Here is a 24905-nt window from a genome sequence, read left to right as displayed (position 1 = left end):
GTAGTATGATAACAGCAATTAAACATATTTATTTGAAGCTTTCAACAGTCCATTCTAACCTTAAACACACAAGAAACAGCTTACATTCTTCGTGCAAGCTGCGACATCATGACGGCACTAAGCCCTGCTGTTTCTGTGCGTAAACGGCTGTTACCCAACGTAACACTCTCAAAACCATGTTCCAAAGCAAAACGAACTTCATCGATAGAGAAGTCGCCCTCTGGTCCTACCAATACGGTAATATCTTCGCCTGTTGGAGAAGACTCTTCTTGTGTGATGGCAGTAAAGAAGTCTGCTCGTGGTATCTCTTGGTAACAATGGCAAATATACTTTCGTCCATTGTTAGAATGCTTCTCTATGAAAGAATGAAAAGGTGTCATTGAGTTTACCACTGGTTTCCAGCCTTTACGGCTCTGCTTAACTGCTGAGATAACAATCTTCTCTATACGATCTGTACGCAACATCTTACGTTCAGAGAATTTACAATCCAAGAAAGTAATCTCATCAAAACCTATTTCAGTAGCCTTTTCAGTCATCCATTCAATGCGCCCCATATCCTTTGTTGGTGCAATAGCAAGATAAATCTTTCCACGCCAAGCAAGCTCTTGCCTCAATGTCTCTTTAATCGTATAAAGACACTTCTTCGGCGTTGTCAGTGCTACTTCCGCCCTATAAAAGTAGCCTTCACCATCCATAAGGAATAGTTCATCACCCTCCTTCAACCTAAGTACACGTGTTGCATGAATGGCTTCCTCTGCAGGCAACGCTGTTTCCATAGCAGCATTAGGGACATAAAAATATCTTGCTTCTTTCATTCTTTGGGACTATAACATTGTTTTCTTAAGACAAGAATGTCCTATAAAGTTCCTGAGCGTCTTGATTTTTATATATATTCAAGACTCTTTTGACCTATTCTTCATTTCATCTCTAAGCATAGAAGCAAGTTCATAATTCTCGTCTTCTATAGCTTTTTGTAAGGCATGCCGTAACATCTCAACGCTCAAAGCATTTACGGGTAAAGCCATTTTGTTTTGACTCGTATTGCTGTCTACACTTTGACGTTTGAAAAGATGCTCTTCCATAAAAATGTTCAACTTTGCTATCTGTGCCAATAACACTGCATCAGAAGCACGCAGAGGAGTAAGACTTAAATCGTCTTTATTGACTAAGAGTGCTTTATATTGTCCATCTACAATAGAGTTAAAAAGTATCTCGTAATGCTCACTTGTCATCAATGGATTTACATTACAAAGTACTTCTGGGAGCAGCTTTTCAGTAATTATCTTGTCACCTGTTCGTAAGCCAAGTTCATACTCCATGTGATGATCACACACAATAGCTATCTGCCTTGTGTGTGCAAGGTCAGACAGAACGAGCAGACCTAACTCTGGTCCTCCTACAATCTGTGAAATACCTTTATATATAAGTTGAACTTTACTCATTAATATCGTATTAATCGGTAACTATTATGCTCTCCTCGGACGGAAGATAACAGCAAACAATACTCCTACAACAAAAGCATAGCCTGCAAATATAAACCAACAAGACTGCCAATCACCTACGGTCAATATGTCTGAACCAACATTCTGAGGATAGGTATAAGCATTTACGATTGCCTGAGCAGCCAATGTACCTACTGTTGCACCAATACCATTCGTCATCAACATAAACAATCCTTGCGCTGAAGAACGAAGAGCTGGCTCCGTACTATTATCAACGAAGAGCGAACCTGATATATTAAAAAAGTCGAAGGCTACGCCATAAACAATCATTGAAATTACAAACATCAAGATACCGGGGAAGCCTGGGTTGCCTACTCCGAACAATCCAAAGCGCAATACCCATGCAAACATAGCTATCAACATTACATTCTTGATACCATAATGACGCATAAAGAATGGAATGAGAAGGATACAACAGGTTTCACTAACCTGTGAAAGGCTTATCAAGATATTAGCATGCTGTACGCCAAAAGAGTTTGCAAACTCTGGTTGAGCACCAAAGCTAAAGAGGAAAGGGTTAGCAAAGCTGTTCGTTATCTGAAGACTCACACCCAATAACATTGAGAAAATAAAGAAGATAGCCATCTTCTTCTCCTTGAAAAGAGCAAAAGCACGTAAGCCAAAAGCATCCACAAAACTCTTCTTTTCAGTCCCCTTACTAACGGGACACTTTGGTAATGTAAAGGTATAAAGGAAGAGAATGATACTTACTACACCAGAGGTAATAAATTGATTTTGATTGCTTTGAAAACCCAAAATGTCTACAAGCCACATGGTAAGGATGAAACCTATCGTACCGAACACGCGGATAGGTGGAAATGCCTTCACCGTATCCATACCTGCATTACTCAAAGCACTATAAGCAACAGAGTTTGTTAGAGCCAATGTTGGCATATAGAAGGCAACAGAAAGTGAATAAAGCGTGAAGATGGTAGAGAACTCTGCATGGTCACCAATGCTCAAACCATAGCCAGCTGTAGCAAACATAAATAAACCCGCAAGCAAATGACAGAAGCCTAACAAACGCTGAGCTGGAATCCAACGATCGGCCACAATACCCATCAAAGCAGGCATAAAGATTGAAACCACACCCTGCATTGAATAGAAATAACCAATCTCAGCTCCAATACCGATATTGCCAAGATAGCGACCCATAGAGGTCAAATAAGCTCCCCACACTGCGAACTCTAAGAAGTTCATCAACGCTAAACGTACCTTCAAATTCATGCTATAAACTATTAATATATGAGCACAAAAGTAGTGATTTTATCAGAAACCGCCAAATGTGCCATCTTTTTTTTCTATCGAAAGTCTTTTCCTGTCCAGTTAACAACCTGCATCTTCAATAAGTCTGCAACCCGCTTTACATCTTTCTTTGACAGCAAAGGGTAGTTCCAACTTACTGACAACGAGTTATTCTCTGCTGACAGACGATACTCTCTCATACGAGGATACATCAATGACTTTAAATCAGCAAATTCCTCTTCACTCATAGAGTCAGGTTTTACAATATTCTCATTGTATACCACAACAGCCTCTTTGGGTTGCCATTGCAAGTTGAAAAGGCTCAACTTACTCTCTGCAACAGGTGCTTTCCAAGTCTGAACTAAAGCCAAAGTATTATTATCCAATAATTTGATTTCCAAACGAGTGACCTTACTTGCTTTAACTAAAAGATAGTTATTGGTCATACGCTCTATCCGAACAGAATCACCAAAAACATTCAAGACAGCTGGGTCAGCTTTCATATCAACATAGTCAACCAATTCAGTACGCTGACTTTTACTCAGATAAGGTAGTACGCTATCTGGCATTTCTATCCACACTTCACGCAGGCTTTGAGCAGAAACACACAGCCAACAAGTCAGGAAACATATAATTATCAATGTCTTTTTCATATCGAAAAAACTCCTTCTGTTCTATTTTTAATATGATAATATAATCTTGTAAAATCCCTGCAAAGATACAAAAAAGAAAGAAGAAACGAATAAAAAGCCAAATCGTTTTGTCATCTCTACCTTTTCTTTTACCTTTGCCGATGGAAATCAAAGATAAAGAAAGAAAATATGAAATGTCGAAATTGTAATAATGAGGTGAATGAGAAGGAAAAGAATTGTCCTTATTGCAATACACCACTGAATAATAATGATAACGACAACGACCCAACCTTAGGTCGTGGTATGGTTGCCTTTATCATTCTTGGTACGATATTCCTTGTCGCCTTTGGCTTCTTTTATTACGGACAACACAAGAACGATCCAGAATATACACAGACAGCTATTGAGCCAGATTCAAACTTAGCAGACAATAACAAGGCGAAGTTTGACACAATAGCAAGAGACACAACAGCCAAAGATTCCACCAATGCACAGGAAGAGGAACAGGCGGAAAAGGTATTCAATAGTATCAGAAAAACTCATCGTTCAAGTCGCACGAGCAACCACAATGATGCCACAGCAAACAATTCTGACAATCAAAATGGTTCTTCAGAAGCATCTTCAAATTCTTCTGGTGAGACACAGCCTATTGCTCCAGCAGCTTCCAAGCCACGTATTGAGTCTATTGAAACAGATTAATGAAGATTATTCAGACGAAATATTTACCACCCAAGAATTATGATGCTATCAACATTCTTGGGCTTCTTTTTGTTCATCCTGGCGTTAAACTAACGAAGGAGATAATCAATCATGAGCGTATTCATACACGTCAAATGTTAGAAATGCTCATCCTTCCCTTTTATCTATGGTATCTCATAGAATGGCTTATACGCTTACCTATGGCGGGGCGTGCCTATCTAAACCTATCCTTTGAACGGGAAGCATACCAAAACATGAACAATCTTAATTATCTATCGCATCGATGCCCATTTGCTTGGACGCAATACTTAAGGAGAAAATAGTTCATTTTTGGGCTTATTGGGCTAATTAGGCTAATAAGCCCAATAAGCCTAATAAGCCTAATAATCAACCCCAACAACCTCTAACACATCTCCCTCAACCCTAAACTTTACATCCTTCCCACCAAAAGGCATACCATAAACACGCGCTGTATCATGCTGATATTGTGGGCGTGGATCTTGCGAGAGTACCTCCTTTAAGGCTGCAAGTTCCTCGTCATCAAAGAACTTAGAGTATTCATCCGCAATAACAACAGACAACTGTTGCCATTCTTTCTTATCGGTAAAACCGCCTCTTGCCTCTGGATGACTATCAACGTATGAGATATATGGTTTTACATCATAGATTGGTGTACCGTCCATCAAGTCAGCTCCAACGACCTCAATAACTCCATCTATTATTCGCTTAATTCGAACAGAAGATAATCCAAGTCCATTTGGACGGAAGGGCGAACGAGTGGCAAACACCCCTAAACGCTCATTGCCTCCCAAGCGTGGAGGACGAACCGTCAACTTACTATCATCGGTAGACTTATTAGCTGAAAAGCCCCAAATTAACCACAGATAATCAAAGTCTTCTAATCCACGTAGCGCCTCCTCACGCTGGTACTGAGGTTCCAACACTATCTTACCCGTAAGATTATCAGCCAGTCCACTTTGACGAGGAATACCAAACTTCGATGTCAGAGGAGAACGAAAAATAGCAATAGGTTTAATCACTTTCATATTGGCAAAGGTAATATTTTACAGTGAATTGATACAAGATAAATGATTTTTATTTATCTTTGCAAGCAAATAATACTATTAAACAATGGAAAATAACGCGAATCAAAACATTAATCTTCCTGAGAATGCCTTCAGGGAGTTGAAAGATGGCGAAGAGTACAAGCCAGTCATGTCGCCACAAGAGACATATCGTGAAGTAAGCCCATGGTCTATCACTTGGGGTATCCTCATGGCAATACTCTTCTCGGCTGCTGCTGCCTATCTTGGTTTGAAGGTAGGACAGGTATTTGAAGCTGCCATCCCAATTGCCATTATTGCGATTGGTGTATCCTCTGCCACAAAGCGCAAAAACGCCTTGGGTGAGAATGTCATTATCCAGAGTATCGGTGCCTGTTCAGGTGCTGTCGTTGCGGGAGGTATCTTCGTAATGCCAGCTATTTATATGCTTGAGTTAGAAGCTGATTTCTTCAACATCTTTATTGCAGCAGCTTTAGGTGGTGTCTTGGGTATTCTCTTTTTGATTCCTTTCCGTAAGTATTTTGTTAAGGATCAGCATGGTAAATATCCTTTCCCTGAAGCAACGGCTACCACACAGGTACTCGTGAGCGGTGAGAAAGGTGGAAGTCAAGCGAAGCCACTTCTTCTCGCTGGTCTTGTAGGTGGACTCTACGATTTTATTGTCGCAACCTTCGGATGGTGGAATGAGAACGTTACGAGTCGTATGATTAGTTTTGGCGAGACTATTGCCGATAAAGCAAAGCTTGTCTTCAAAGTCAATACGGGTGCAGCTGTCCTCGGACTTGGTTATATCATCGGCTTGAAATATGCCTTTATCATTTGTGTTGGTTCGCTGACCGTATGGTGGCTTATCGTACCAGGCATGGCACTCTTGTTCCCAGATACCGTATTAAATCAGTGGGATCCATCTATCACAACAGCTGTTGGTCAGATGGCTCCAGAGGCTATCTTTAAGTCATACGCTCGTTCAATCGGTATCGGTGGCATTGCTATGTCAGGTATCATTGGTATTGTGAAGTCATGGGGCATCATCAAGAGTGCTGTTGGTTTGGCTGCACGTGAGATGAAAGGTAAGGGCAGTGGACAGGAAGAGATTATCCGTACACAGCGCGACATTTCCTTTAAGATTATTGCTTTCGGAAGTATTGCAACGCTCATCATCACTTTCCTTTTCTTCTATTTTGGAGTGATGGACTTCAACCTGCTCCACGCAGTTGTGGGTATTCTTCTCGTTGCCATCATCGCCTTCCTCTTTACTACTGTTGCTGCTAACGCCATTGCGATTGTAGGAAGCAACCCAGTATCAGGTATGACATTGATGACCCTCATCCTTGCATCCGTCGTTATGGTGGCTGTTGGACTGAAAGGCAATGCTGGTATGCTGGCAGCCCTTTTGATGGGTGGCGTTGTGTGTACAGCCCTTTCAATGGCAGGTTCGTTCATTACCGACTTAAAGATTGGCTATTGGCTTGGTACAACACCAAAAAAACAAGAGACATGGAAGTTCCTTGGTACGATTATCTCTGCTGCTACCGTGGCTGGCGTGATGATTGTTTTAGACAAAACTTATGGTTTCAACTCTGGCAAGTTGGCTGCTCCACAAGCAAACGCAATGGCAGCTGTCATCAAACCGTTGATGAGTGGTCAAGGCGCACCATGGATACTCTATGGTATCGGTGCAGTTATTGCACTCGTACTCGACCGCTGTAAGGTTCCTGCTTTGGCTTTCGCATTGGGTATGTTCATTCCTTTGGAGCTGAATATTCCTCTCTTAGTAGGTGGAGCCGTAAACTGGTATGTAACGACTCGTTCTAAGAATGAAGCTATAAACAAGGCACGTGGCGACAAGGGAACACTCTTGGCATCAGGCTTCATTGCTGGTGGTGCACTCATGGGTGTTGTTTCTGCCTTACTAAAATTCGGTGGTATTGAGTTCGATTATTCATCATGGTGGGAAAATCATCTCTCTGAACTTCTCTCCCTCGTGGCTTACGCTGCATTAATTCTTTACTTCATTCTTTCTACGAAACTCAACAAGAAAGAGTTATCTGAATAGACTTCCTATTTTAATTGCACGTTATAAACACGCATAAAGAGCCGTATCAAATCACTATAACAGCGTTTGATACGGCTCTTTCTGTTGCGCATATACCTATAACAAAATTATCCTACAATAATAAAAGAAAGGTTGGAAAGTAGATACAATTCACACAGCTTTGTAATAAAAAATTCACCACATAAAAAACAACTAAGGCTTAATAGCATTCGAATTAAGGCTTAATTGACCTTCAATAGATGCCCTTTTGAGGTCTTACTAACGCCCTTTTGAATCCTAACTAAGCACCTTTTCAATTACCATTTTGTAACTACCTGACAACTTGATAATTACAAAGACACAAGAAAAGGGCATTTTTTAGAAAGAAATAAGGTAAAAAACGAGAATAAAAGTAAATATTTTTCGCAATCCACAAGCGTTAATTATTTTCTTACAAATCAGAAAAGATTGGGAAAAATATAAAAGAGAATTAATAAGAACCTACCTTAAATATAGTATTCTGCAGCATCCACCAATCCCGAACGCATAGCATAGCGGATAGCTTCATGAACATTATTTACTCCTAACTTGCGAAAGATATTCTTTCTATGTGTGTTGACCGTATGGAAAGAAGAAAAACGTTTCTCGGCAATCTCACGTGTTGTCAGACCTATTGCAATCTCTTTCAACACTTCAACTTCTGTTTTTGTCAATGGTACCGTCTCCTTCTCAAGTAGGTACGCAGGTGCTAAGATCATATTTGTGGCATGTTGGCAAAGAAAACGCTTACCGTGCAGCACATAGTCAAGACATTGTTCTATTTCAGACATTCGCGCATCCTTCATAAGGACACTAATGCGATTGCTAACATTAATAACATTGCGAATGAAGCCTACACTCAACTCTTCACTCCACAATATAAGATGGGAAAGTGGAAAACGCTGACCGATATTCATTAGGTCAGCCTCACCAGAGATATCAAACAACGTATAATCTAAAATCAAAACAGCTTCAGGACAATCGTTTAAGAGAAGTATTAACTCGGACTTGTTGCTTGCCACCTGATAAGATACATTCTCCATTTTAGAAAGCACATAAGCCAGTCCAGCCCGTGTGATGTCTTGATTATCTGCGATGATAATATTCTGCATTGTTCTTGTTTGTATTTAATATCATTTCGACAAGTGCAAAAGTAGACAAAAAAGTCGAGAAATTAAAAAAAATATTGTAAGTTTGCAACATAATTTAAACACATACCTAAGATGAAAAAAATCCTTTTTCTTGTAGCTGGTTTGCTCATTGCAGCAGCAACCAATGCACAGATACAGCGACCAAAATTGGTTGTTGGTCTCGTTGTCGACCAAATGCGTTGGGATTATTTCTACTATTATTACAATGAGTATGGTAATGATGGTTTGAAAAGATTGCTCAACCAGGGTTTCTCTTTTGAGAACACACATATCAACTATGCGCCAACAGTGACCGCCATCGGACATAGTTCTGTTTATACTGGCTCTATCCCAGCCTTTACTGGTATCGCAGGAAACTATTTCTATCAAGACGACAAGAGTGTTTACTGCTGTGGGGATAAGACGGTGAAGAGTGTTGGCTCTGACAGTTCTGAAGGTCAGATGAGCCCTCGTCGTATGCTTACCTCTACGATTGGAGATGAACTTCAGGTAGCAACAGACTTCCGTTCAAAAGTTATTGGTGTGGCTCTGAAAGACCGTGCATCAATCCTTCCTGCTGGTCATGCTGCTGATGCTGCTTATTGGTGGGACACCTCAGCAGGTCGTTTCGTCACTTCAACCTTCTATATGGACAAACTGCCACAATGGGTTGAAGACTTTAACGCAAAAAACCACACTGCTCCTAAATTCGATATCAAAGGTTCACCACTGGGTGTTACTATGACATTCAAGATGGCAGAAGCGGCTTTGAAGAATGAAAACTTGGGTAAGGGAAAAGAAACTGATATGCTTACGATAAGCATCTCACCAACAGATATCATTGGACATAAATTCTCTACACGTGGAAAAGAGAACCATGACGTTTATATGCAATTAGACAAAGACTTGGCATGGTTCCTTAAAGTACTTGACAAGGAGGTGGGAGAAGGTAACTATCTGCTCTTCCTTACAGCTGACCACGGTGCTGCTCACAACTATAACTATATGCGTGAGCATCGCATTCCAGCAGGTGGATGGGATTATAAGCAGACTGTTAAAGACCTCAATACCTATCTGCAAGGAAAGTTTGGTATCAGCCCTGTAATGGGTGAAGACAACTATCAATTCTACTTTAATGACTCAACAATCGCTGCAGCTGGTAAGAAAAAGCAGGAGATTATCTATGAGTCTGTAGAGTGGTTGAAGCAAGACCCACAGTTCCTCTATGTCTTTGACGAGGAGAAAGTCAGCCAGACAACAATGCCAGAATGGATAAAGGAGCGTATGCAGAATGGTTACTTCCGTGGCCGTTCAGGTGAGATTGGTGTTGTCACACGCCCACAGTTCTTTGGTGGCAAGGACAGACCAGACTTCCGTGGAACACAACATGGACAGCCATTCCCATACGACACACACATTCCTTTCCTACTCTTTGGTTGGAACGTGAAGCATGGTGCAAGCAATATAGAAACACATATCGTAGATATTGCACCAACAGTATGCGCGATGTTACATATCCAGATGCCAAATGGTTGTGTAGGTAAGGCAAGAAATCAATTCTAAATATAAACAATATTATCCACTGACATCTCTGGCATTGTCTATTACAGGGAAAGCCAGAGATGTACACGTGGACACTATGTTATGCACATTGCAATTGCAGGAAATATAGGTAGCGGTAAGACAACACTCACAACAATGCTTGCCAAACGCTATGGTTGGAAGCCAAGATTTGAGTCAGTAGACTATAACCCCTACTTAGAAGACTATTATAAAGACATAAAGCGCTGGTCGTTCCCAATGGAAGTGTTCTTCCTAAAGGAGCGTTTTAAAGATTTGCTTGAGATAAGTCGGAGTGATGAGTCAGTAGTACAAGACCGCTCTATCTATGAAGGAGTCTACGTTTTTACGGAGAACAACTATGCCATGGGTAATCTTGACGACCGTGACTATGAAACCTATATGGAGTTGTTTGAGGACATGACGGATGCTGTCAGCTTCCCAGATCTGATGATTTATCTTCGTGCTTCTGTCAGCCATCTTGTTTCTAACATTGAGAAACGTGGACGAGAGTATGAGCAGAAGATGCCATTAGACTATCTTGAGAACCTCAACAAACGCTATGAAGAGTTTATCAAAGAGAAGTATAAAGGGCGTGTTCTGACGATTGATGTTGACAATCTCGACTATCAACACCACCCAAAAGACTTTGGTTTCATTACAGACAAAATTGACAGAGAGCTCTTCGGCTTGTTCTAAGATACGAACAAAGCGCCCTCTACCTTTCCCCAAAGGGAGGGCTATCAAAGTACTGAAAGGGAATTAACATAAACAAACTAACAAGAATTCACATGCCCACAACACCGAATCAACCATACCTTTTATAAGAGGTAGCCGTGAGGTGGGCAATTAGATACACACATATTATGCATATAGCAATCGCAGGAAATATTGGAGCTGGTAAGACTACACTCACCAAAATGCTCGCAAAACGTTACGGATGGAAAGCTCATTTCGAACCAGTTGACAACAACCCGTATTTGGAAGACTACTATGCTGACATGACACGCTGGTCATTCAATCTACAGATTTACTTCCTCAACAAGCGTTTTCGTGATGTTGTAGAGATTTCACAATCAAAGGATACTATCATTCAAGACCGTACTATCTTCGAGGATGCACGTATCTTTGCACCTAATCTCTATGATATGGGATTGATGTCAGAGCGTGATTTCAATAATTACACTGACCTCTTCGACCTGATGCTCTCATTAGTTAAGCTGCCAGACTTAATGATTTACATCCGTTGTTCTATCCCTCGCCTCATCGACCACATCCAACAACGTGGACGTGACTACGAACAAACAATGCGTATTGACTACCTCCGTGGTCTCAACGAGCGTTATGAGGAATGGATTAAGACTTACAAGGGACATCTGATGATTGTCGATGGTGACACAACTGACTTCCAAGACAACCCACAAGACTTCAAACGTGTCACAGATATGATTGATGACCGACTCTTTGGCTTATTCCCAATGGAATAATAACGAGCACGACTCTTTGGCACAATGTTTGTTCTGCAAAAAATACAAAAGTATTAATCAAGCCCTGTCATAGGAATAGATTCTTATCCAAAGGGCAACAAACAATATATTGATATGGAAAAGGTAAAAACCCTGATAATTGGTAGCGGACCTGCAGGTTATACTGCAGCTATCTACGCTGGACGTGCAAATCTTGAGCCAGTACTCTACTCTGGTCTACAACCCGGTGGTCAGTTGACTACCACAACCATCGTAGAAAACTTCCCGGGCTTTCACGAAGGAATTGATGCAAACCAACTGATGTCAGAGATGCGTCAGCAAGCAGACCTCTATGGTGCTGACCTTCGCGACGGTTCTATCGTAAAGGCAGACCTCAGCAGTCGTCCTTTCCATCTCGAAGACGACCGTGGTAACCAGATTGAAGCTGACACAGTAATCATCGCTACAGGTGCAAGTGCAAAGTACTTAGGCTTGGCAGATGAGGAGAAATACCGTGGACAGGGTGTCAGCGCATGTGCTACCTGCGATGGTTTCTTCTATCGTAAGCGTACTGTAGCCGTTGTTGGTGGTGGTGACACAGCCTGCGAAGAGGCAATGTATCTCTCTGGATTGGCTAAGAAAGTGTATATGATTGTGCGCAAGCCTTATCTCCGTGCAGCAGAGATTATGCGTAAGCGTGTGACAGAAAAGGAGAATATTGAAATCCTTTACAACACCAATACTCTCGGTCTCTTTGGTGAAGATGGTGTAGAGGGTGCACACTTAGTACGCTTCAAGGGTGAAGAAAACGAGGAAAAGTTTGATATCAATATTGATGGTTTCTTCTTGGCTATTGGTCACACTCCTAACACCGACCTCTTCAAAGGTCAGGTAGAGATGGACGACCACGGCTTCATCATCACAAAGCCAAAGTCTACAGCAACCAATATCGAGGGTGTTTTTGCTGCGGGTGACGTGGCAGACCCAACCTATCGTCAGGGTGTCGTAGCAGCTGGCACAGGTGCAATGGCAGCTATTGAGGTTGACCGTTTCTTGCAGAAGCAGTAAACAAAACGAATATAGAAAAGGGTGTTTCAGAATCCAGCAGACTGGATTTTGACACACCCTTTGTTATCTCTTAACTTTATATTAATCACATTTATAAATACTATAAACTATGCGTAACATTTTATCCATTTTGTGTACGCTGATTCTTCCCACCATTGTTGAAGCTGCTACTTGTGGCTTACTAATAACGGGAACAACTTCTTGCACTAACAAGACAAAGACAGCTATGACACAAACAGATTCTATCGTCGCTACTAAGACGAAATTCACACGCCCCGATGATGCAACCCTTCGGAAGACACTTACTGCCGAACAGTATGCCGTAACACAGCAGGCTGCCACCGAGCGACCTTTCACTAATGAGTATGACCACGAGTTTAGAGAAGGTATCTATGTAGATATCACAACTGGCGAACCGCTTTTCTCTTCCACAGACAAGTTCGATTCTGGTTGCGGTTGGCCTGCTTTCTCAAAGCCAATCGACAAGAAACTTGTCACAAACCATACTGACACATCGCACGGAATGTTGCGTACGGAAGTGCGAAGCAAGACTGGTAAGGCGCACCTTGGACACGTCTTTGATGATGGACCAGCCGAGACAGGAGGAAAAAGATATTGTATCAATAGTGCTTCGCTGCGTTTCATCCCACTTGAAGAGATGAAAGCAAAAGGCTACGGAGCCTACATTAAATTAATTAGACCAATGAAAGAAATTTATGTTGCAGGTGGTTGCTTCTGGGGAACAGAGCACTACCTCAAACAGATAGAAGGCGTTACAGCTACCGAAGTGGGCTATGCCAATGGCGTTATCAAAAACCCAACCTATGAAGAGGTTTGCACAGATAAGACCCAGTTTGCCGAAGCTGTGCACATTACCTACGACCCTAAAGTTATCAGTTTGGAGTTCCTACTGGGTTTATACTTTAAGTCTATCGACCCTACCAGCGTAAACAAGCAGGGTAACGACCGCGGCAGTCAGTATCGCACAGGCGTTTACTACACCGATCCAGCTGATCTCCCAACAATCAAAAAGGTTTTTGAAGAAGAGCAGAAACACATCAACGGAAAGATTGCAGTTGAGGTTAAACCACTGAAGAACTTCTATACAGCAGAAGAATATCATCAGGATTATCTTGATAAACACCCAACTGGCTATTGCCATCTGCCTACAGCACTCTTCGAGTATGCTCGCAAGGCTAAGATGAAAAAGTAAGAAAATACTCTGGCAGAATAATTATTTCTCTGCCAGAGCATTTTTTATTTATTGCTACCCTATAATCTTAAAGGGATAATTCTCTCATATAATAACTCTTTTCCAACAACAAATTGTCTACATCATAATGACATTTTGCAATGGTGTTGAGCCGCCACACCACTCGTGTTAAGCCTCCGCACCACCCGTGCTGGACGTCCGCACGAGTATAAAAGAGGCTAAAACAGAGTCTTTATAGGCATCGCTCATCATCTTAGAAACAAATAACAAAACTTATATGGAAGATAGTTTCTTAAGCTATACGCATTACTATTGAATACGCACAACACGTATACCAAGGTTAGCTGGACGAGCCATCATATAATTATAGAGTGTCTCTACTGGATCAACAACCTTATTACCGTTTTTCCTAAGATTAGAAGCATTCATCAGATGGAGTCCATCCTTATGCCATACAGCAAAGCCAAGATGAGTCGTATCTAACTCTCGCTTACTCGTAACAATCGCAAGGATGTCACCATCACGGATGACTTCCCGAAGTAGTTTGCTATTATTAAGCAGACTCTTAGGGATATAGCGAAGCTTTGTTCCATTGGTTGCATCTTCTAACTTCTTCAATTCTGCAACACGCTCAGGATTATTCTTCAACATATCATACAGTCTTGCATTCAGACTCATATAGTTGATTTTCAACGTCTGAACAGCAGAAAAAGGAGGATTCGGAGAATCTATTTCCTTAACAAAACCCATACGTTCGTTATCTTCCTGCCACCAATGGAAATAGTGCAGACGATTTGCATAACTCAGTTTACCATCACGATAGCGTATTTGTTCTAACTGACGAACATAGTCGGAGAAACGTGTTTCACCCCTCTTAATACATAGTGTAAGGGCTGTAACAGCCTCAACGTATGTGGTGCAGTCTAATCCATGGAGATTAATAACCAGTTTTTCATCTTCATTATTATCTAAAGTATGGGCTACGTAAGGTACCCCAATAAACTTTCGTGCAATCTTAATAATGAGTTGTTCATTAGTCAGTTGCAGTCGCTGTGGAACAAACTCCTGCAACAACTGACAGACCAAAGCACTGTCAGCTTTTGTATAACTGTCAATATATGTTGGTAGCGTATCCGTTTGTTCAGCTGAAGAAACTGCAGGAACAGCGTTCGTCACCTGCAGTGATGTTACTACAGTATCCGCTGCAGACTGTACCTTCACTTTCTGTTCAGTCTTTGCTCCACAAGCAGAGAAGGCAAAGAGAGTTGAAAAAACAAGAGAATATTTTAGTGTCATATTAATAAGTTCTAATTCAAAAAATAACACATTGTCAGGCTACAGATAACCTAACAATATGGAATCTATTTCTCCTTTCTTCTTCCAAAATTAAAACCAGCATAAAGGTTTACACTTCCAAAGAAGTTGTTAGTTGAAAAATTACTGCGACGATAATTATAGGCATGAAGGATTGTACTCATACCAACATACCATTTGCTATTGTTCCATACCACACCAAAGCGTCCAATACCATCAACATTAATGTTATTAAACTTGAAATCACTGAAAGAAAAACTTCGATGAGTAACATCTCCCGTACTACGTTTATATGCTAATGCTAAGGAAAGCGAACCTGCCAACACCCAGTTTCGGGCAAAAACCCAGTTATAGGCATAGCCACCACTGATAGAAACATCAGTATATTTTACTTCGCTGAACATCAACGTACTGTCTATCGGATTACTTGTGACCTGACAGCCAAGACGATTTGCGATAATCTTATTAAGTTCTACCCAATTGACATCAAGGCTGTGCTGCGTATATCCAATGCCTAACAATGGACTACCCGCTGAACGACGTTGTATCGTACTCTGACTGAAAGCTGCAGGATAAGAGAATCGACGATGATTGAAGATATAATAAAGATTGAAACCCTTAATGGTTGAAGTCAATCCACCAAAGTCAGTACCACGTATTGCCTCAGTGTCTATATCCTTTCCAAGATATAACTGTCTGATTTTATAATCATTACCTGTCTTACGATAATAAATATCAAGTCCAAGCATTGAACTGTATAAACTTAAATCATATTCTTGACGAGGATTATTATTCTTGTTCCAGAAATCTAAATGCTTTATGTCCAGTGTATAACCTAAGAATATCCAACGCCAACCAAAATAAGGTCCTATACGCACCGTAGCTTCAGGAGCAAAGGTAATACTTTGCTCATTTGAACTGCTCAAACGATACACCTCATAGGTATTAGTATTCTGAAGCATAAAAGCGAAGTTATACTTCTGAGGTTCGATATAAGAAGTATCTATCTCATTAAAACGTAGAAAGAAGTTACCGCTCTTGTTAGACTTTTGTTTAAACAAGCGTGTAGGCTCACCTCTTCTCATCCAACGCACAGAGTCTGTTGATTGCTTTACAGGAAGTATTTCTGCACTATCTATATTTGCTTCTATCCCATCTGATATTGCCGTAGTAGAAAGCGCATACATCCTCGTTCCTCCTAACATTAATAGAAGAAGACATAGAAAGAGGGAGTCGCTGAAAGTTAACTTCATGTGCATAATTAAAAGGATATAAACGCCCCATTGGCTTTTCTTATATCTTTCCAAGGATACGATCCATCACCCAGTTGGTTGGTGTTGCGCTGATACTCGTACAATCACAAGCGCCATATCCCTGCATATCTTCAATAACGGACTTAATGATTGGGAGCTGAACATAAGCTGGATTAGCAACATCAATATCTCTTTCGCCTTCACTTGTGCAAAGATGAATAGGCGCATAAGTATAGACAGAGAACGAGAGTCTACCCTTTGAGCCAAAGATCTCTATACGATCCTCACGCGCACTCTCATGGGCAGCAAAGCACCAAGCACCACTACCAGTCAAACCATTCTCGAAACGGAAGACAGCATTCACTGTATCTTCGAGGTTGTAAAGCCCTGCACGATTAGCAGTGTAGCCATGTGCCTTGACAATAACACCAAACATGTTCTGCAATAAATCGAGTTGGTGAGGAGCAAGATCATAAAAATATCCACCACCTGAGATATGTGATTGCAGTCGCCAAGGCAGTTGTACGTTCTGTTCATAGTCCAAATCACGTGGAGGAACAGCAAAACGAACTTGTACTGTGAGTATCTTACCAATCTCACCGTTATCAACAATCTCTTTTACTTTCTTAAAGTAAGGAAGATAACGACGGTAATAAGCAACAAAACAAGGTACTCCCGTCTGTTCTGACACACGATTAATACGTACGCAATCCTCATAAGAAGCCGCCAAAGGCTTCTCTATATAACAAGGTTTTCCAGCACGCATTGCCATGATAGCAAAGGTAGCATGTGCTGAAGGAGGTGTAGCGATATAAATTGCGTTTACGTCAGGATCATCTACCAAAGCCTGTGCATCCGTGTACCATTTACGAATACCTTGACGCTCAGCATACGAACGAGCCTTCAACTCGCTACGACTAAACACAGCGACAACATGCGAACCCATAACTTCGTTGAACGCAGGTCCAGACTTCTTTTCTGTTACCTCACCACAGCCAATAAATCCCCAGTTGATTTGTTTCATTTACACATTGTTATCTATAAATACATCAGCGAGAGCAAAGGAAACGTATACCTTTTTGCAGAACGCTACTTATTTTGTGCAAAAATACGAAAAAACTATCAACTGACCATTCATAGCTATTAACTTTTTAGTAACTTTGCAGGAAAAGCTGTTTATAACACATACTCTTTAATATATGATTATCAAGAATTCAGAATTCACTATATCTTCCCCTTCCTTATCAAAGTGTCCAGAAGATACAAAGGCTGAATATGCTTTTATTGGACGTTCAAATGTAGGAAAATCAAGCCTTATCAATATGCTTTGCAACCATAAGGGGTTGGCAAAGACCTCATCAAAACCGGGTAAGACACTACTTATCAATCACTTTATCATCAATAACGAGTGGTACTTAGTAGACCTTCCAGGCTATGGATATGCCAAAAGTTCAAAGACTGTAAGAAATAAGTTGGAGCAGATGATAGCCCAATATATCCTCCAACGCAAACAACTCGTGAACGTATTTGTCCTGATTGATATCCGTCATGAACAGCAGAAGATTGACCGGGAGTTCGTTGACTGGTTAGGTGAAAGCAATGTTCCTTTCTCTATTATCTTTACGAAAGCGGATAAACTTTCACCAGCAAAAGCGAAGTCAAACGCCCTGCTATGGATGAAGAAACTGCAAGACAGATGGGAAGAGCTCCCACCTTACTTTATTACCTCGGCTGAAAGCAAGACTGGTAGAGATGAGGTTCTACAGTATATCGACGAAATCAATAAGACTTTAGAATAGGATTTATGGCACAGATACCCTATCTTGATGTCCAAAGTCTGACAAAGAGTTTCGGAGCGCAGGTTCTTTTCAAGGATATTTCATTCTCTATCGCAGAAGGACAGCACGTCGGACTCGTTGCTCAAAACGGCACAGGAAAGTCTACCCTACTCTCTATCCTTACAGGGAAAGAGGGTTACAACAGTGGTTCTATCATCTATCGCAATGACTTGCGAGTGGGAATGTTAGAGCAAAGTCCTCATTTCGACCCAGAAGAAAGTGTCTTAGATGCTTGTTTCAACCATGAAGGAAACCCAGAGAGACTCTTAAAAGCAAAGCAGATTCTCACCATGTTGAAGCTCCACGACTTAGACCAACCAATGGGACAACTAAGTGGTGGACAGCAGAAGCGTGTTGCCTTGGCAAATGTTCTTATCTTAGAACCAGACTTCCTCATACTCGACGAACCTACCAATCACCTTGACTTAGAGATGATTGAATGGTTAGAAGGTTATCTTTCTCGTGGTAACAAAACGATCTTTATGGTAACACATGACCGTTATTTCCTTGACAACGTGTGTAATACCATCTTAGAATTAGACAACAATACAATATATACTTATCGTGGCAATTATTCTTATTACTTAGAGAAACGCCAAGAGAGAATAGACAATACACGCGCCGAGATTGCACGCGCAAACAACCTCTATCGTACAGAGTTAGAGTGGATGCGCCGCATGCCACAGGCTCGTGGGCACAAAGCACGCTATCGTGAAGAGGCTTTCTATGAGTTGGAAGCAAAGGCAAAGCAGCGAATTGAGGAACGTCAGGTGCGTTTGAAGTCGTCAAGCGTATATATTGGAAGTAAGATCTTCGAGTGTCAATATGTCTCAAAGAGATTTGATGACAAGACAATACTCAACGACTTTTACTATAACTTCTCACGTTTTGAGAAGATGGGTATTGTCGGAAACAATGGTACTGGTAAGTCTACCTTTATTAAGATGTTACTTGGAGAGGTTACGCCTGATAGTGGAAAGTTTGACATTGGTGAGACTGTTCGCTTCGGTTATTTCTCACAAGAAGGCTTAAAGTTCCGTGATGATCAAAAGGTTATTGACATTATCACAGACATAGCAGAGTATATCGACCTTGGTGGAGGAAAGCACATGACGGCCTCACAGTTCCTCAACTACTTCCTCTTCTCACCAGAACAACAGCACAACTATGTGTATAAGCTCTCTGGAGGAGAGAAAAGAAAGCTATATCTCTGTACGGTTTTAATGAAGAATCCAAACTTCTTAGTACTCGATGAGCCAACCAACGACTTGGATATTCAAACCTTACAGATTCTTGAAGAGTATCTACAAGACTTCCCGGGCTGCGTTATTGTGGTTTCACACGACCGATATTTTATGGATAAGGTTGTTGACCATCTTTTAGTATTTAAGGGCGAGGGTGAGATTCAAGACTTCCCGGGAAACTACACGCAATTCCGTGATTTCCAAAAGATGAAATCAAAGGAAGAAGAGCAGCAGAAGCCTACAAAGAGCAATAGCACTACGACAAACGAAGCTAAGAAGGATTATCGCAACAACTTAAAACGTAAGATGTCTTTCAAAGAGAAACGGGAATACGAACAGCTTTCAGACAAGATTGCACAATTAGAAGAAGAGAAACAACAACTCGAAGAAGAACTCTGCTCTGGTAATCTATCAGTAGATGAACTTACAGAAAAGAGTAAACGTCTACCAATCTTGAAAGAAGAATTAGACGAGTTAGAACTCCGTTGGCTGGAATTATCAGAACTGGCTTAACCAATGTATATTCTCTATATTGAGTTAGTAGCGGAAGTCCCCACACACAAAAAGGTGTTTCCCTAAGTTCTTTTAGGGTAATTCCACAAAATAAATAACTTTTTCCTATTACCTTTGCGATATAACAATTAAGATAATAACAATTAAAACTGATGATTATGGAAAAGATGAACTTTTATCGCCAGCTTCGCCTAAGTTGCGTAGTTCTTATGGCATTCTTTACACTTAGTGCTTCAGCACAGTCTTCACGTCAAGTGCATCCTTACTCTTTCAACAAGAAAGGTGTGTTCTATGGTCATCAACCAGTTATCGGAATTGATTATCGTACTTTCATTGATCTTGGCTATGGGTATGCAAAAGATAGATATAACGTTTATTTTGAAGGTCAGATACTTCCATTTGTTGACCCTACAACATTCCGATTAAAGGGTTCAGGCAATATCTATCCGGGTGATTATCCTGTTGACCCTCGTGATGAATATGACCCTTATTATAATGAAGGTTACATCGTTACTTCTAACGCAGTCCTTTACAATGGCAGAAAGATTAGCGCCAGCGCAAGAAGCTTCAAGGACTTAGGATGGGGCTATGGAAAGGACGCTTTCGATGTCTATTATATGGGTGACAAGGTAGATGGCGCCAGCAGTTCCAGCTTCAAAGTACTCAAAGATGGATATGCAGAAGATACATTTGACACATATTATCGTGGAAAAATAGTAAGGTAATTTATTTAATTATGATAGATCAGATACTTTCTTATAACAAAAGGTTCGTGGCTGTACAAGGCTACGAGCCTTTTATTACATCTGGACAACCTGATATGAAGTTAGCAATCGTGAGTTGTATGGACACTCGCCTAACAAGATTGCTACCGAATGCACTCGGCTTGAGAAACGGAGATGCAAAGATTATCAAGGTTGCAGGCGGAACCATTCTTACGCCATACGACTCTGTAATGCGTTCCCTTCTTGTGGCTATCTATGAGTTAGGTTGTCAGGAGGTTATGATTATCCATCACTCTAACTGTGGTGCTTGCCACATGAATGCAGACCACTTCCTCCATTTGATGCGTGAACGTGGAATCACAGACGAAGCAATCCAAGAAGCTGAACAGCAAGTTAATCTTAACAAATATCTGGACGGTTTTCATGATACAGAGGCAAGTGTTCGCCGTACGGTGAACACTGTTCAGCAGCATCCACTCGTACCAAAAGATATCATCATACGTGGCTTTATCATCGACTCACGTACAGGTGAGCTAACACCTGTCGATTAACAAAACACGAAAACATCTGAGACCCTTGTTTGATAACTGCTTATCAAACAAGGGTCTCATCATTTACTTTACTTTGACATTAAATACTACTAGGTTTTCCCTCAGTTGTTTGTAGATCAAGATAACGTTTATATAGTTAGTTTTAATGTCATCTCCGACATTTTGTTACAAAGATATATATTTCTGTTAGAATAACCAAAAATTATTCTAAATTTGTTACCTTTTGATAAAAAAACGATTTTTAATGACTTCATCATCCTCTTATTTATGTATAAAATACAATAAATATTCACATTGAATATAAGTAAAGACTTTTTGTTTATCTATTACTTTTCAAATTCTATTTCCTTAAACATCAATGTTCCATCAATCACAAAATCACAGAAGGAGAATCACAAGATAACACAACCAGGTATGTCATTTCCCAAGATGTTAGTAATTATTGTCCTACTATATGCGTGCTATCAGCTTTTCTTACCGTTTTATATTCATGTGCTGTTACCCAACACAGATGGTGCTACAGGCAAGCACCAATTGTGCGGTTGGTATGCACCAATTGTGCTAACGGTTAAACACCTTGCAATACATTATCAAGATTGAAACAACCTACGCTTATGAACAAGTGAATAGACCAAAATTGCACACAAAAGACATAAATAGAGTGGATTACATTTCCATAGATAATGAAATACTATCAGTAAAAGTAAGTACACATTAAAGAATAAACACACTAAGTTTTATCAGAAAGCAATAAGATTCGGAAACATCGAATAGTATATCCAATAACACAAGTTTCCTTTGTTAAACAATGATTTTTATTCAACATCTCTTGTGTTTATGCTCGTAAAAGTGTACTTTTGTGTTTACATATTAAGCGGAAAGCAAAATGATTAGAAAACTATATATTCTCTTTGCTACGACAATCTTAATCCTTAGCGGTTGTGACAAAGGTACACAAGAAAAACCGAAACAAGATTATCATAGCATTAATACGATTCCCACAGAGATTGTTGATAAAGGCGATCAGGCTGTTAAAAATGCAAATAAAAGGGATGCTGGCTTCATAAGTAACAGAGCTAATGAGATTACATTGACCTGCTCTTGTTTTGGAGCAGTCAACAAAGACAATCTTGACCGATTGCCCCATCCTAACGAAATAAGTCGAAAAGACTCTACGCTCATTGAACAGTTGAATAATGGGGAGGTTTTCTTATTACAACCTGGCACAAAAGGAATCATGCTAACAGAAGCAGATTCAAAACTATTAGTTCGCTTTCAGATGGGCGAAGTATGGGTATGGAAGTCGGCAACAAAGTAATTGTAATCACCCCTATTTTCCATCATTACAAGTCTATACGCATTCTATGACATTATCTCAACTTTACTTTAAAGCTGATTTTTAACCTAAAATATAAAACTTAATAATATTATCAAGATATGAAAAGAGCCCTATCTCTTGTTATATTTCTGTTGACATTGACATTTAACAGTTATGCCATCAACGTAAAGAATCCTGTCGACTATGTGAACACATTAGTAGGCTCGGCATCAAAGTCAGAGCTATCGACAGGTAACACCTACCCTGCTATCGCCCTACCATGGGGCATGAACTTCTGGACACCACAGACAGGAAAGATGGGAGATGGCTGGACTTACACCTATGGAGCCGATAAGATTCGTGGACTCAAGCAGACACACCAACCCAGTCCGTGGATTAACGACTACGGACAGTTCTCTATCATGCCCGTTGTGGGGAAGAAAGTCTTTGATGAAGAGGGGCGTGCCAGCTGGTTTTCCCACAAAGCGGAGACGGCAACACCTTATTACTATAAGGTTTATTTAGCTGATTATGACGTTACAGCAGAGATTAGTCCTACCAGCCGAGCTGCTGCGATGCGCATCACTTATCCACAAACAGAAGAGGCTTATTTGGTTGTAGATGCTTTTGATAAGGGTTCTTCCGTGACCATCATGCCCGATAAGCGTACCATCATTGGGTATACAACAAAGAATAGCGGAGGTGTACCAGCAAACTTCAAAAACTACTTTATCCTTCGCTTTGACCATGACTTCTCTTTTGTTGGCAGTATTGAAGATAGTAAACTGTCAGAGGGAAAGACATCTACGACCTGCAATCATGCTATGGCTATTGTGGGATTTCACACCAAGCGAGGCGAACAAGTAAACGTACAGGTAGCCTCATCGTTCATCAGTGGTGAACAGGCACAACATAACCTCAAAGAAGTTGAAGGAAAATCGTTTGATACAGTAAAAACGGAAGGCAAGAAGGTATGGAATAACATATTAGGACGTATAGAGGTGGAAGATGAAAATATCGACCATCTTCGCACTTTTTACAGTTGTCTCTATCGCTCTGTACTATTTCCACGCTCGTTTTATGAGCTTGACGAACAGGGTAAGCCTATTCACTACAGCCCATACAATGGGCAAGTATTACCGGGTTATCTCTTTACAGACACCGGCTTTTGGGATACCTTCCGTTCGCTCTTCCCACTGCTCAACCTCGTCTATCCTTCAATGAATGAGAAGATGCAAGCAGGCTTAGTCAACGCCTATAAGGAGAGTGGCTTCCTTCCTGAATGGGCAAGTCCGGGGCATCGTGACTGTATGGTGGGCAACAACTCGGCTTCAGTCGTGGCAGATGCTTATATCAAAGGACTGCGTGGTTATGACATAGAAACACTTTGGAAAGCCGTTGTACATAGTGCAAATGCCGTACACCCAACTGTCAGTTCCACTGGCCGCAAGGGCTTTGACTATTACAACCGCTTAGGTTATATACCTTACAACGTGGGAATTAACGAGAGTGTTGCCCGCACTTTGGAGTATGCTTACGATGACTGGTGCATCTATCAGTTAGGGTTAAAACTCGGAAAGAGTGCTAAGGAGTTAAAACCTTTCAAACTCCGTGCAATGAACTATCAGAAGGTTTTTGATAAGGAAACGGGGTTGATGCGTGGGCGTAACGAGGATGGTAGCTTCCAGTCACCTTTTAATCCGTTCAAATGGGGCGATGCCTTCACAGAGGGAAACAGCTGGCATTACACATGGAGCGTGTTCCACGACCCAGCCGGACTGGCACAGCTGATGGGAGGATACGACAAATTCAATGCGATGTTGGATAGCGTTTTCCTGCTTCCTCCTATCTTTGACGATAGCTATTACGGCTTCACAATTCACGAGATACGTGAGATGCAAATCATGAACATGGGTAATTATGCACATGGAAACCAGCCTATCCAACACATGATTTACCTTTATGACTACAGTGGACAACCCTGGAAGACACAATATTGGGTGCGTGAGGTGATGGACCGACTCTATACTCCACAACCTGACGGCTACTGTGGCGACGAGGATAATGGTCAGACCTCTGCGTGGTATGTCTTCTCAGCACTCGGCTTCTACCCTGTTTGCCCTGGCAGTACGCAGTATATGATAGGAACCCCATACTTCCATAAGGTCAAGGTGCATCTGGAAAATGGAAAGACAATAACTATCAAGGCTGATAAGAATGATGCTGAAAATCGTTTTATTCAGCGTATAACCATGAACGGACAGCCTTATCCGCATTATTATCTTAAGCATGAACAATTGCTTTCTGGTCTAGCAATAGACTTCACGATGGGTGATAAACCTGTGAAATAGGAAGTAATTATACGACTTTAGCATCCAATTAACAGAAATCGTTTCTTTTTGAACAAATCTGTTAATTAGATGCTTTTTTATTTCCAATATCTAAAAAATCACTTAAAAAGAAACTACTATATTCCTACAATCGCAAGAAGTTTAC

General features: G+C 40.9%; 23 protein-coding genes. 14 read left to right on the top strand and 9 right to left on the bottom strand.

Going from position 1 to position 24905, the window contains the following annotated elements; genetic code table 11:
* Positions 1 to 80 precede the first annotated feature (80 nt).
* From J5A56_RS04540 to J5A56_RS04525, 4 genes are all read right to left on the bottom strand, one after another.
* On the bottom strand, positions 81 to 815 hold the full coding sequence (locus J5A56_RS04540; RefSeq protein WP_021673190.1) for an RsmE family RNA methyltransferase: 735 nt from the start codon (positions 813 to 815) through the stop codon (positions 81 to 83).
* A gap of 78 nt (positions 816 to 893) precedes the next feature.
* Positions 894 to 1442: a bifunctional nuclease domain-containing protein gene (locus J5A56_RS04535; protein WP_021673191.1), complete on the bottom strand. Its 549-nt coding sequence runs from the start codon at positions 1440 to 1442 to the stop codon at positions 894 to 896.
* Between the two features lie 24 nt (positions 1443 to 1466).
* Complete coding sequence (locus tag J5A56_RS04530) at positions 1467 to 2729, bottom strand: nucleoside permease (protein WP_021673192.1); 1263 nt, start codon at positions 2727 to 2729, stop codon at positions 1467 to 1469.
* 74 nt (positions 2730 to 2803) lie between these two features.
* On the bottom strand, positions 2804 to 3400 hold the full coding sequence (locus J5A56_RS04525; protein ID WP_036920472.1) for a DUF3256 family protein: 597 nt from the start codon (positions 3398 to 3400) through the stop codon (positions 2804 to 2806).
* 168 nt (positions 3401 to 3568) lie between these two features.
* Between J5A56_RS04525 and J5A56_RS04520 the strand changes: the two genes are divergently transcribed.
* Together J5A56_RS04520 and J5A56_RS04515 are read left to right on the top strand one after the other, a co-directional pair.
* Positions 3569 to 4078, top strand: coding sequence for a hypothetical protein (locus J5A56_RS04520; RefSeq protein ID WP_021673195.1), 510 nt, complete (start codon positions 3569 to 3571; stop codon positions 4076 to 4078).
* Positions 4078 to 4401: a hypothetical protein gene (locus tag J5A56_RS04515; protein WP_021673196.1), complete on the top strand. Its 324-nt coding sequence runs from the start codon at positions 4078 to 4080 to the stop codon at positions 4399 to 4401. The genes J5A56_RS04520 and J5A56_RS04515 overlap by 1 nt, the downstream gene beginning before the upstream one ends.
* A 57-nt stretch (positions 4402 to 4458) precedes the next feature.
* Here J5A56_RS04515 and tsaA read toward each other — a convergent pair whose 3' ends face one another.
* Positions 4459 to 5124, bottom strand: coding sequence for a tRNA (N6-threonylcarbamoyladenosine(37)-N6)-methyltransferase TrmO (tsaA, locus tag J5A56_RS04510; RefSeq protein WP_021673197.1), 666 nt, complete (start codon positions 5122 to 5124; stop codon positions 4459 to 4461).
* Between the two features lie 85 nt (positions 5125 to 5209).
* Between tsaA and J5A56_RS04505 the strand changes: the two genes are divergently transcribed.
* A complete protein-coding gene (locus J5A56_RS04505) occupies positions 5210 to 7198 on the top strand; it encodes an OPT family oligopeptide transporter (RefSeq protein ID WP_021673198.1) in 1989 nt (662 codons plus the stop codon).
* A gap of 485 nt (positions 7199 to 7683) precedes the next feature.
* Here J5A56_RS04505 and J5A56_RS04500 read toward each other — a convergent pair whose 3' ends face one another.
* Positions 7684 to 8328, bottom strand: coding sequence for a response regulator transcription factor (locus J5A56_RS04500; protein ID WP_021673199.1), 645 nt, complete (start codon positions 8326 to 8328; stop codon positions 7684 to 7686).
* A gap of 111 nt (positions 8329 to 8439) precedes the next feature.
* On the opposite strand from J5A56_RS04500, the gene J5A56_RS04495 reads away from it, so the two are divergent.
* From J5A56_RS04495 to J5A56_RS04475, 5 genes are all read left to right on the top strand, one after another.
* The gene (locus J5A56_RS04495) at positions 8440 to 9909 is read left to right on the top strand and encodes an alkaline phosphatase family protein (RefSeq protein ID WP_021673200.1); all 1470 of its coding nucleotides are present in this window, start codon (positions 8440 to 8442) and stop codon (positions 9907 to 9909) included.
* An 81-nt stretch (positions 9910 to 9990) separates the two neighbouring features.
* Entirely contained in the window at positions 9991 to 10605 is a 615-nt protein-coding gene (locus J5A56_RS04490) for a deoxynucleoside kinase (RefSeq protein ID WP_021673201.1), read from the top strand.
* Positions 10606 to 10772: 167 nt separating this feature from the next.
* Positions 10773 to 11393, top strand: a complete 621-nt coding sequence (locus J5A56_RS04485) for a deoxynucleoside kinase (RefSeq protein ID WP_021673202.1) — start codon at positions 10773 to 10775, stop codon at positions 11391 to 11393.
* Positions 11394 to 11507: 114 nt separating this feature from the next.
* Positions 11508 to 12440 carry a thioredoxin-disulfide reductase gene (gene trxB, locus J5A56_RS04480; RefSeq protein WP_021673203.1) on the top strand — a complete coding sequence of 311 codons (933 nt, stop codon included), beginning with the start codon at positions 11508 to 11510 and terminating at the stop codon, positions 12438 to 12440.
* A 109-nt stretch (positions 12441 to 12549) separates the two neighbouring features.
* Complete coding sequence (locus J5A56_RS04475; RefSeq protein ID WP_021673204.1) at positions 12550 to 13653, top strand: bifunctional methionine sulfoxide reductase B/A protein; 1104 nt, start codon at positions 12550 to 12552, stop codon at positions 13651 to 13653.
* A 309-nt stretch (positions 13654 to 13962) separates the two neighbouring features.
* On the opposite strand, the gene J5A56_RS04470 is transcribed toward J5A56_RS04475, so the two are convergent.
* The 3 genes from J5A56_RS04470 to J5A56_RS04460 all read right to left on the bottom strand — a co-directional run bounded on the left by J5A56_RS04470 (position 13963) and on the right by J5A56_RS04460 (position 17244).
* Complete coding sequence (locus J5A56_RS04470; RefSeq protein ID WP_036920476.1) at positions 13963 to 14949, bottom strand: N-acetylmuramoyl-L-alanine amidase-like domain-containing protein; 987 nt, start codon at positions 14947 to 14949, stop codon at positions 13963 to 13965.
* Between the two features lie 65 nt (positions 14950 to 15014).
* Positions 15015 to 16220, bottom strand: coding sequence for a DUF4421 domain-containing protein (locus J5A56_RS04465; RefSeq protein WP_036920478.1), 1206 nt, complete (start codon positions 16218 to 16220; stop codon positions 15015 to 15017).
* A gap of 40 nt (positions 16221 to 16260) precedes the next feature.
* Positions 16261 to 17244 carry a Gfo/Idh/MocA family protein gene (locus J5A56_RS04460; protein WP_021673207.1) on the bottom strand — a complete coding sequence of 328 codons (984 nt, stop codon included), beginning with the start codon at positions 17242 to 17244 and terminating at the stop codon, positions 16261 to 16263.
* Between the two features lie 175 nt (positions 17245 to 17419).
* Between J5A56_RS04460 and yihA the strand changes: the two genes are divergently transcribed.
* From yihA to J5A56_RS04430, 6 genes are all read left to right on the top strand, one after another.
* Positions 17420 to 18019, top strand: coding sequence for a ribosome biogenesis GTP-binding protein YihA/YsxC (gene yihA, locus J5A56_RS04455; protein WP_021673208.1), 600 nt, complete (start codon positions 17420 to 17422; stop codon positions 18017 to 18019).
* Positions 18020 to 18024: 5 nt separating this feature from the next.
* Entirely contained in the window at positions 18025 to 19815 is a 1791-nt protein-coding gene (locus J5A56_RS04450) for an ABC-F family ATP-binding cassette domain-containing protein (protein WP_021673209.1), read from the top strand.
* Between the two features lie 158 nt (positions 19816 to 19973).
* Complete coding sequence (locus tag J5A56_RS04445; RefSeq protein WP_196801666.1) at positions 19974 to 20540, top strand: DKNYY domain-containing protein; 567 nt, start codon at positions 19974 to 19976, stop codon at positions 20538 to 20540.
* A gap of 11 nt (positions 20541 to 20551) precedes the next feature.
* Positions 20552 to 21091 carry a beta-class carbonic anhydrase gene (locus tag J5A56_RS04440; protein WP_021673211.1) on the top strand — a complete coding sequence of 180 codons (540 nt, stop codon included), beginning with the start codon at positions 20552 to 20554 and terminating at the stop codon, positions 21089 to 21091.
* Between the two features lie 886 nt (positions 21092 to 21977).
* Entirely contained in the window at positions 21978 to 22409 is a 432-nt protein-coding gene (locus tag J5A56_RS04435; protein WP_021673212.1) for a hypothetical protein, read from the top strand.
* A 119-nt stretch (positions 22410 to 22528) separates the two neighbouring features.
* Positions 22529 to 24760: a GH92 family glycosyl hydrolase gene (locus J5A56_RS04430; protein ID WP_021673213.1), complete on the top strand. Its 2232-nt coding sequence runs from the start codon at positions 22529 to 22531 to the stop codon at positions 24758 to 24760.
* The last annotated feature ends 145 nt before the right edge of the window (positions 24761 to 24905 follow it).

Origin of the sequence: Prevotella melaninogenica, from assembly GCF_018128065.1 — a bacterium.
Taxonomy (GTDB): Bacteria; Bacteroidota; Bacteroidia; order Bacteroidales; family Bacteroidaceae; genus Prevotella.
Note: the sequence above shows the minus strand (reverse complement) of the source record. Positions and strands in the feature narration are given on the sequence as shown.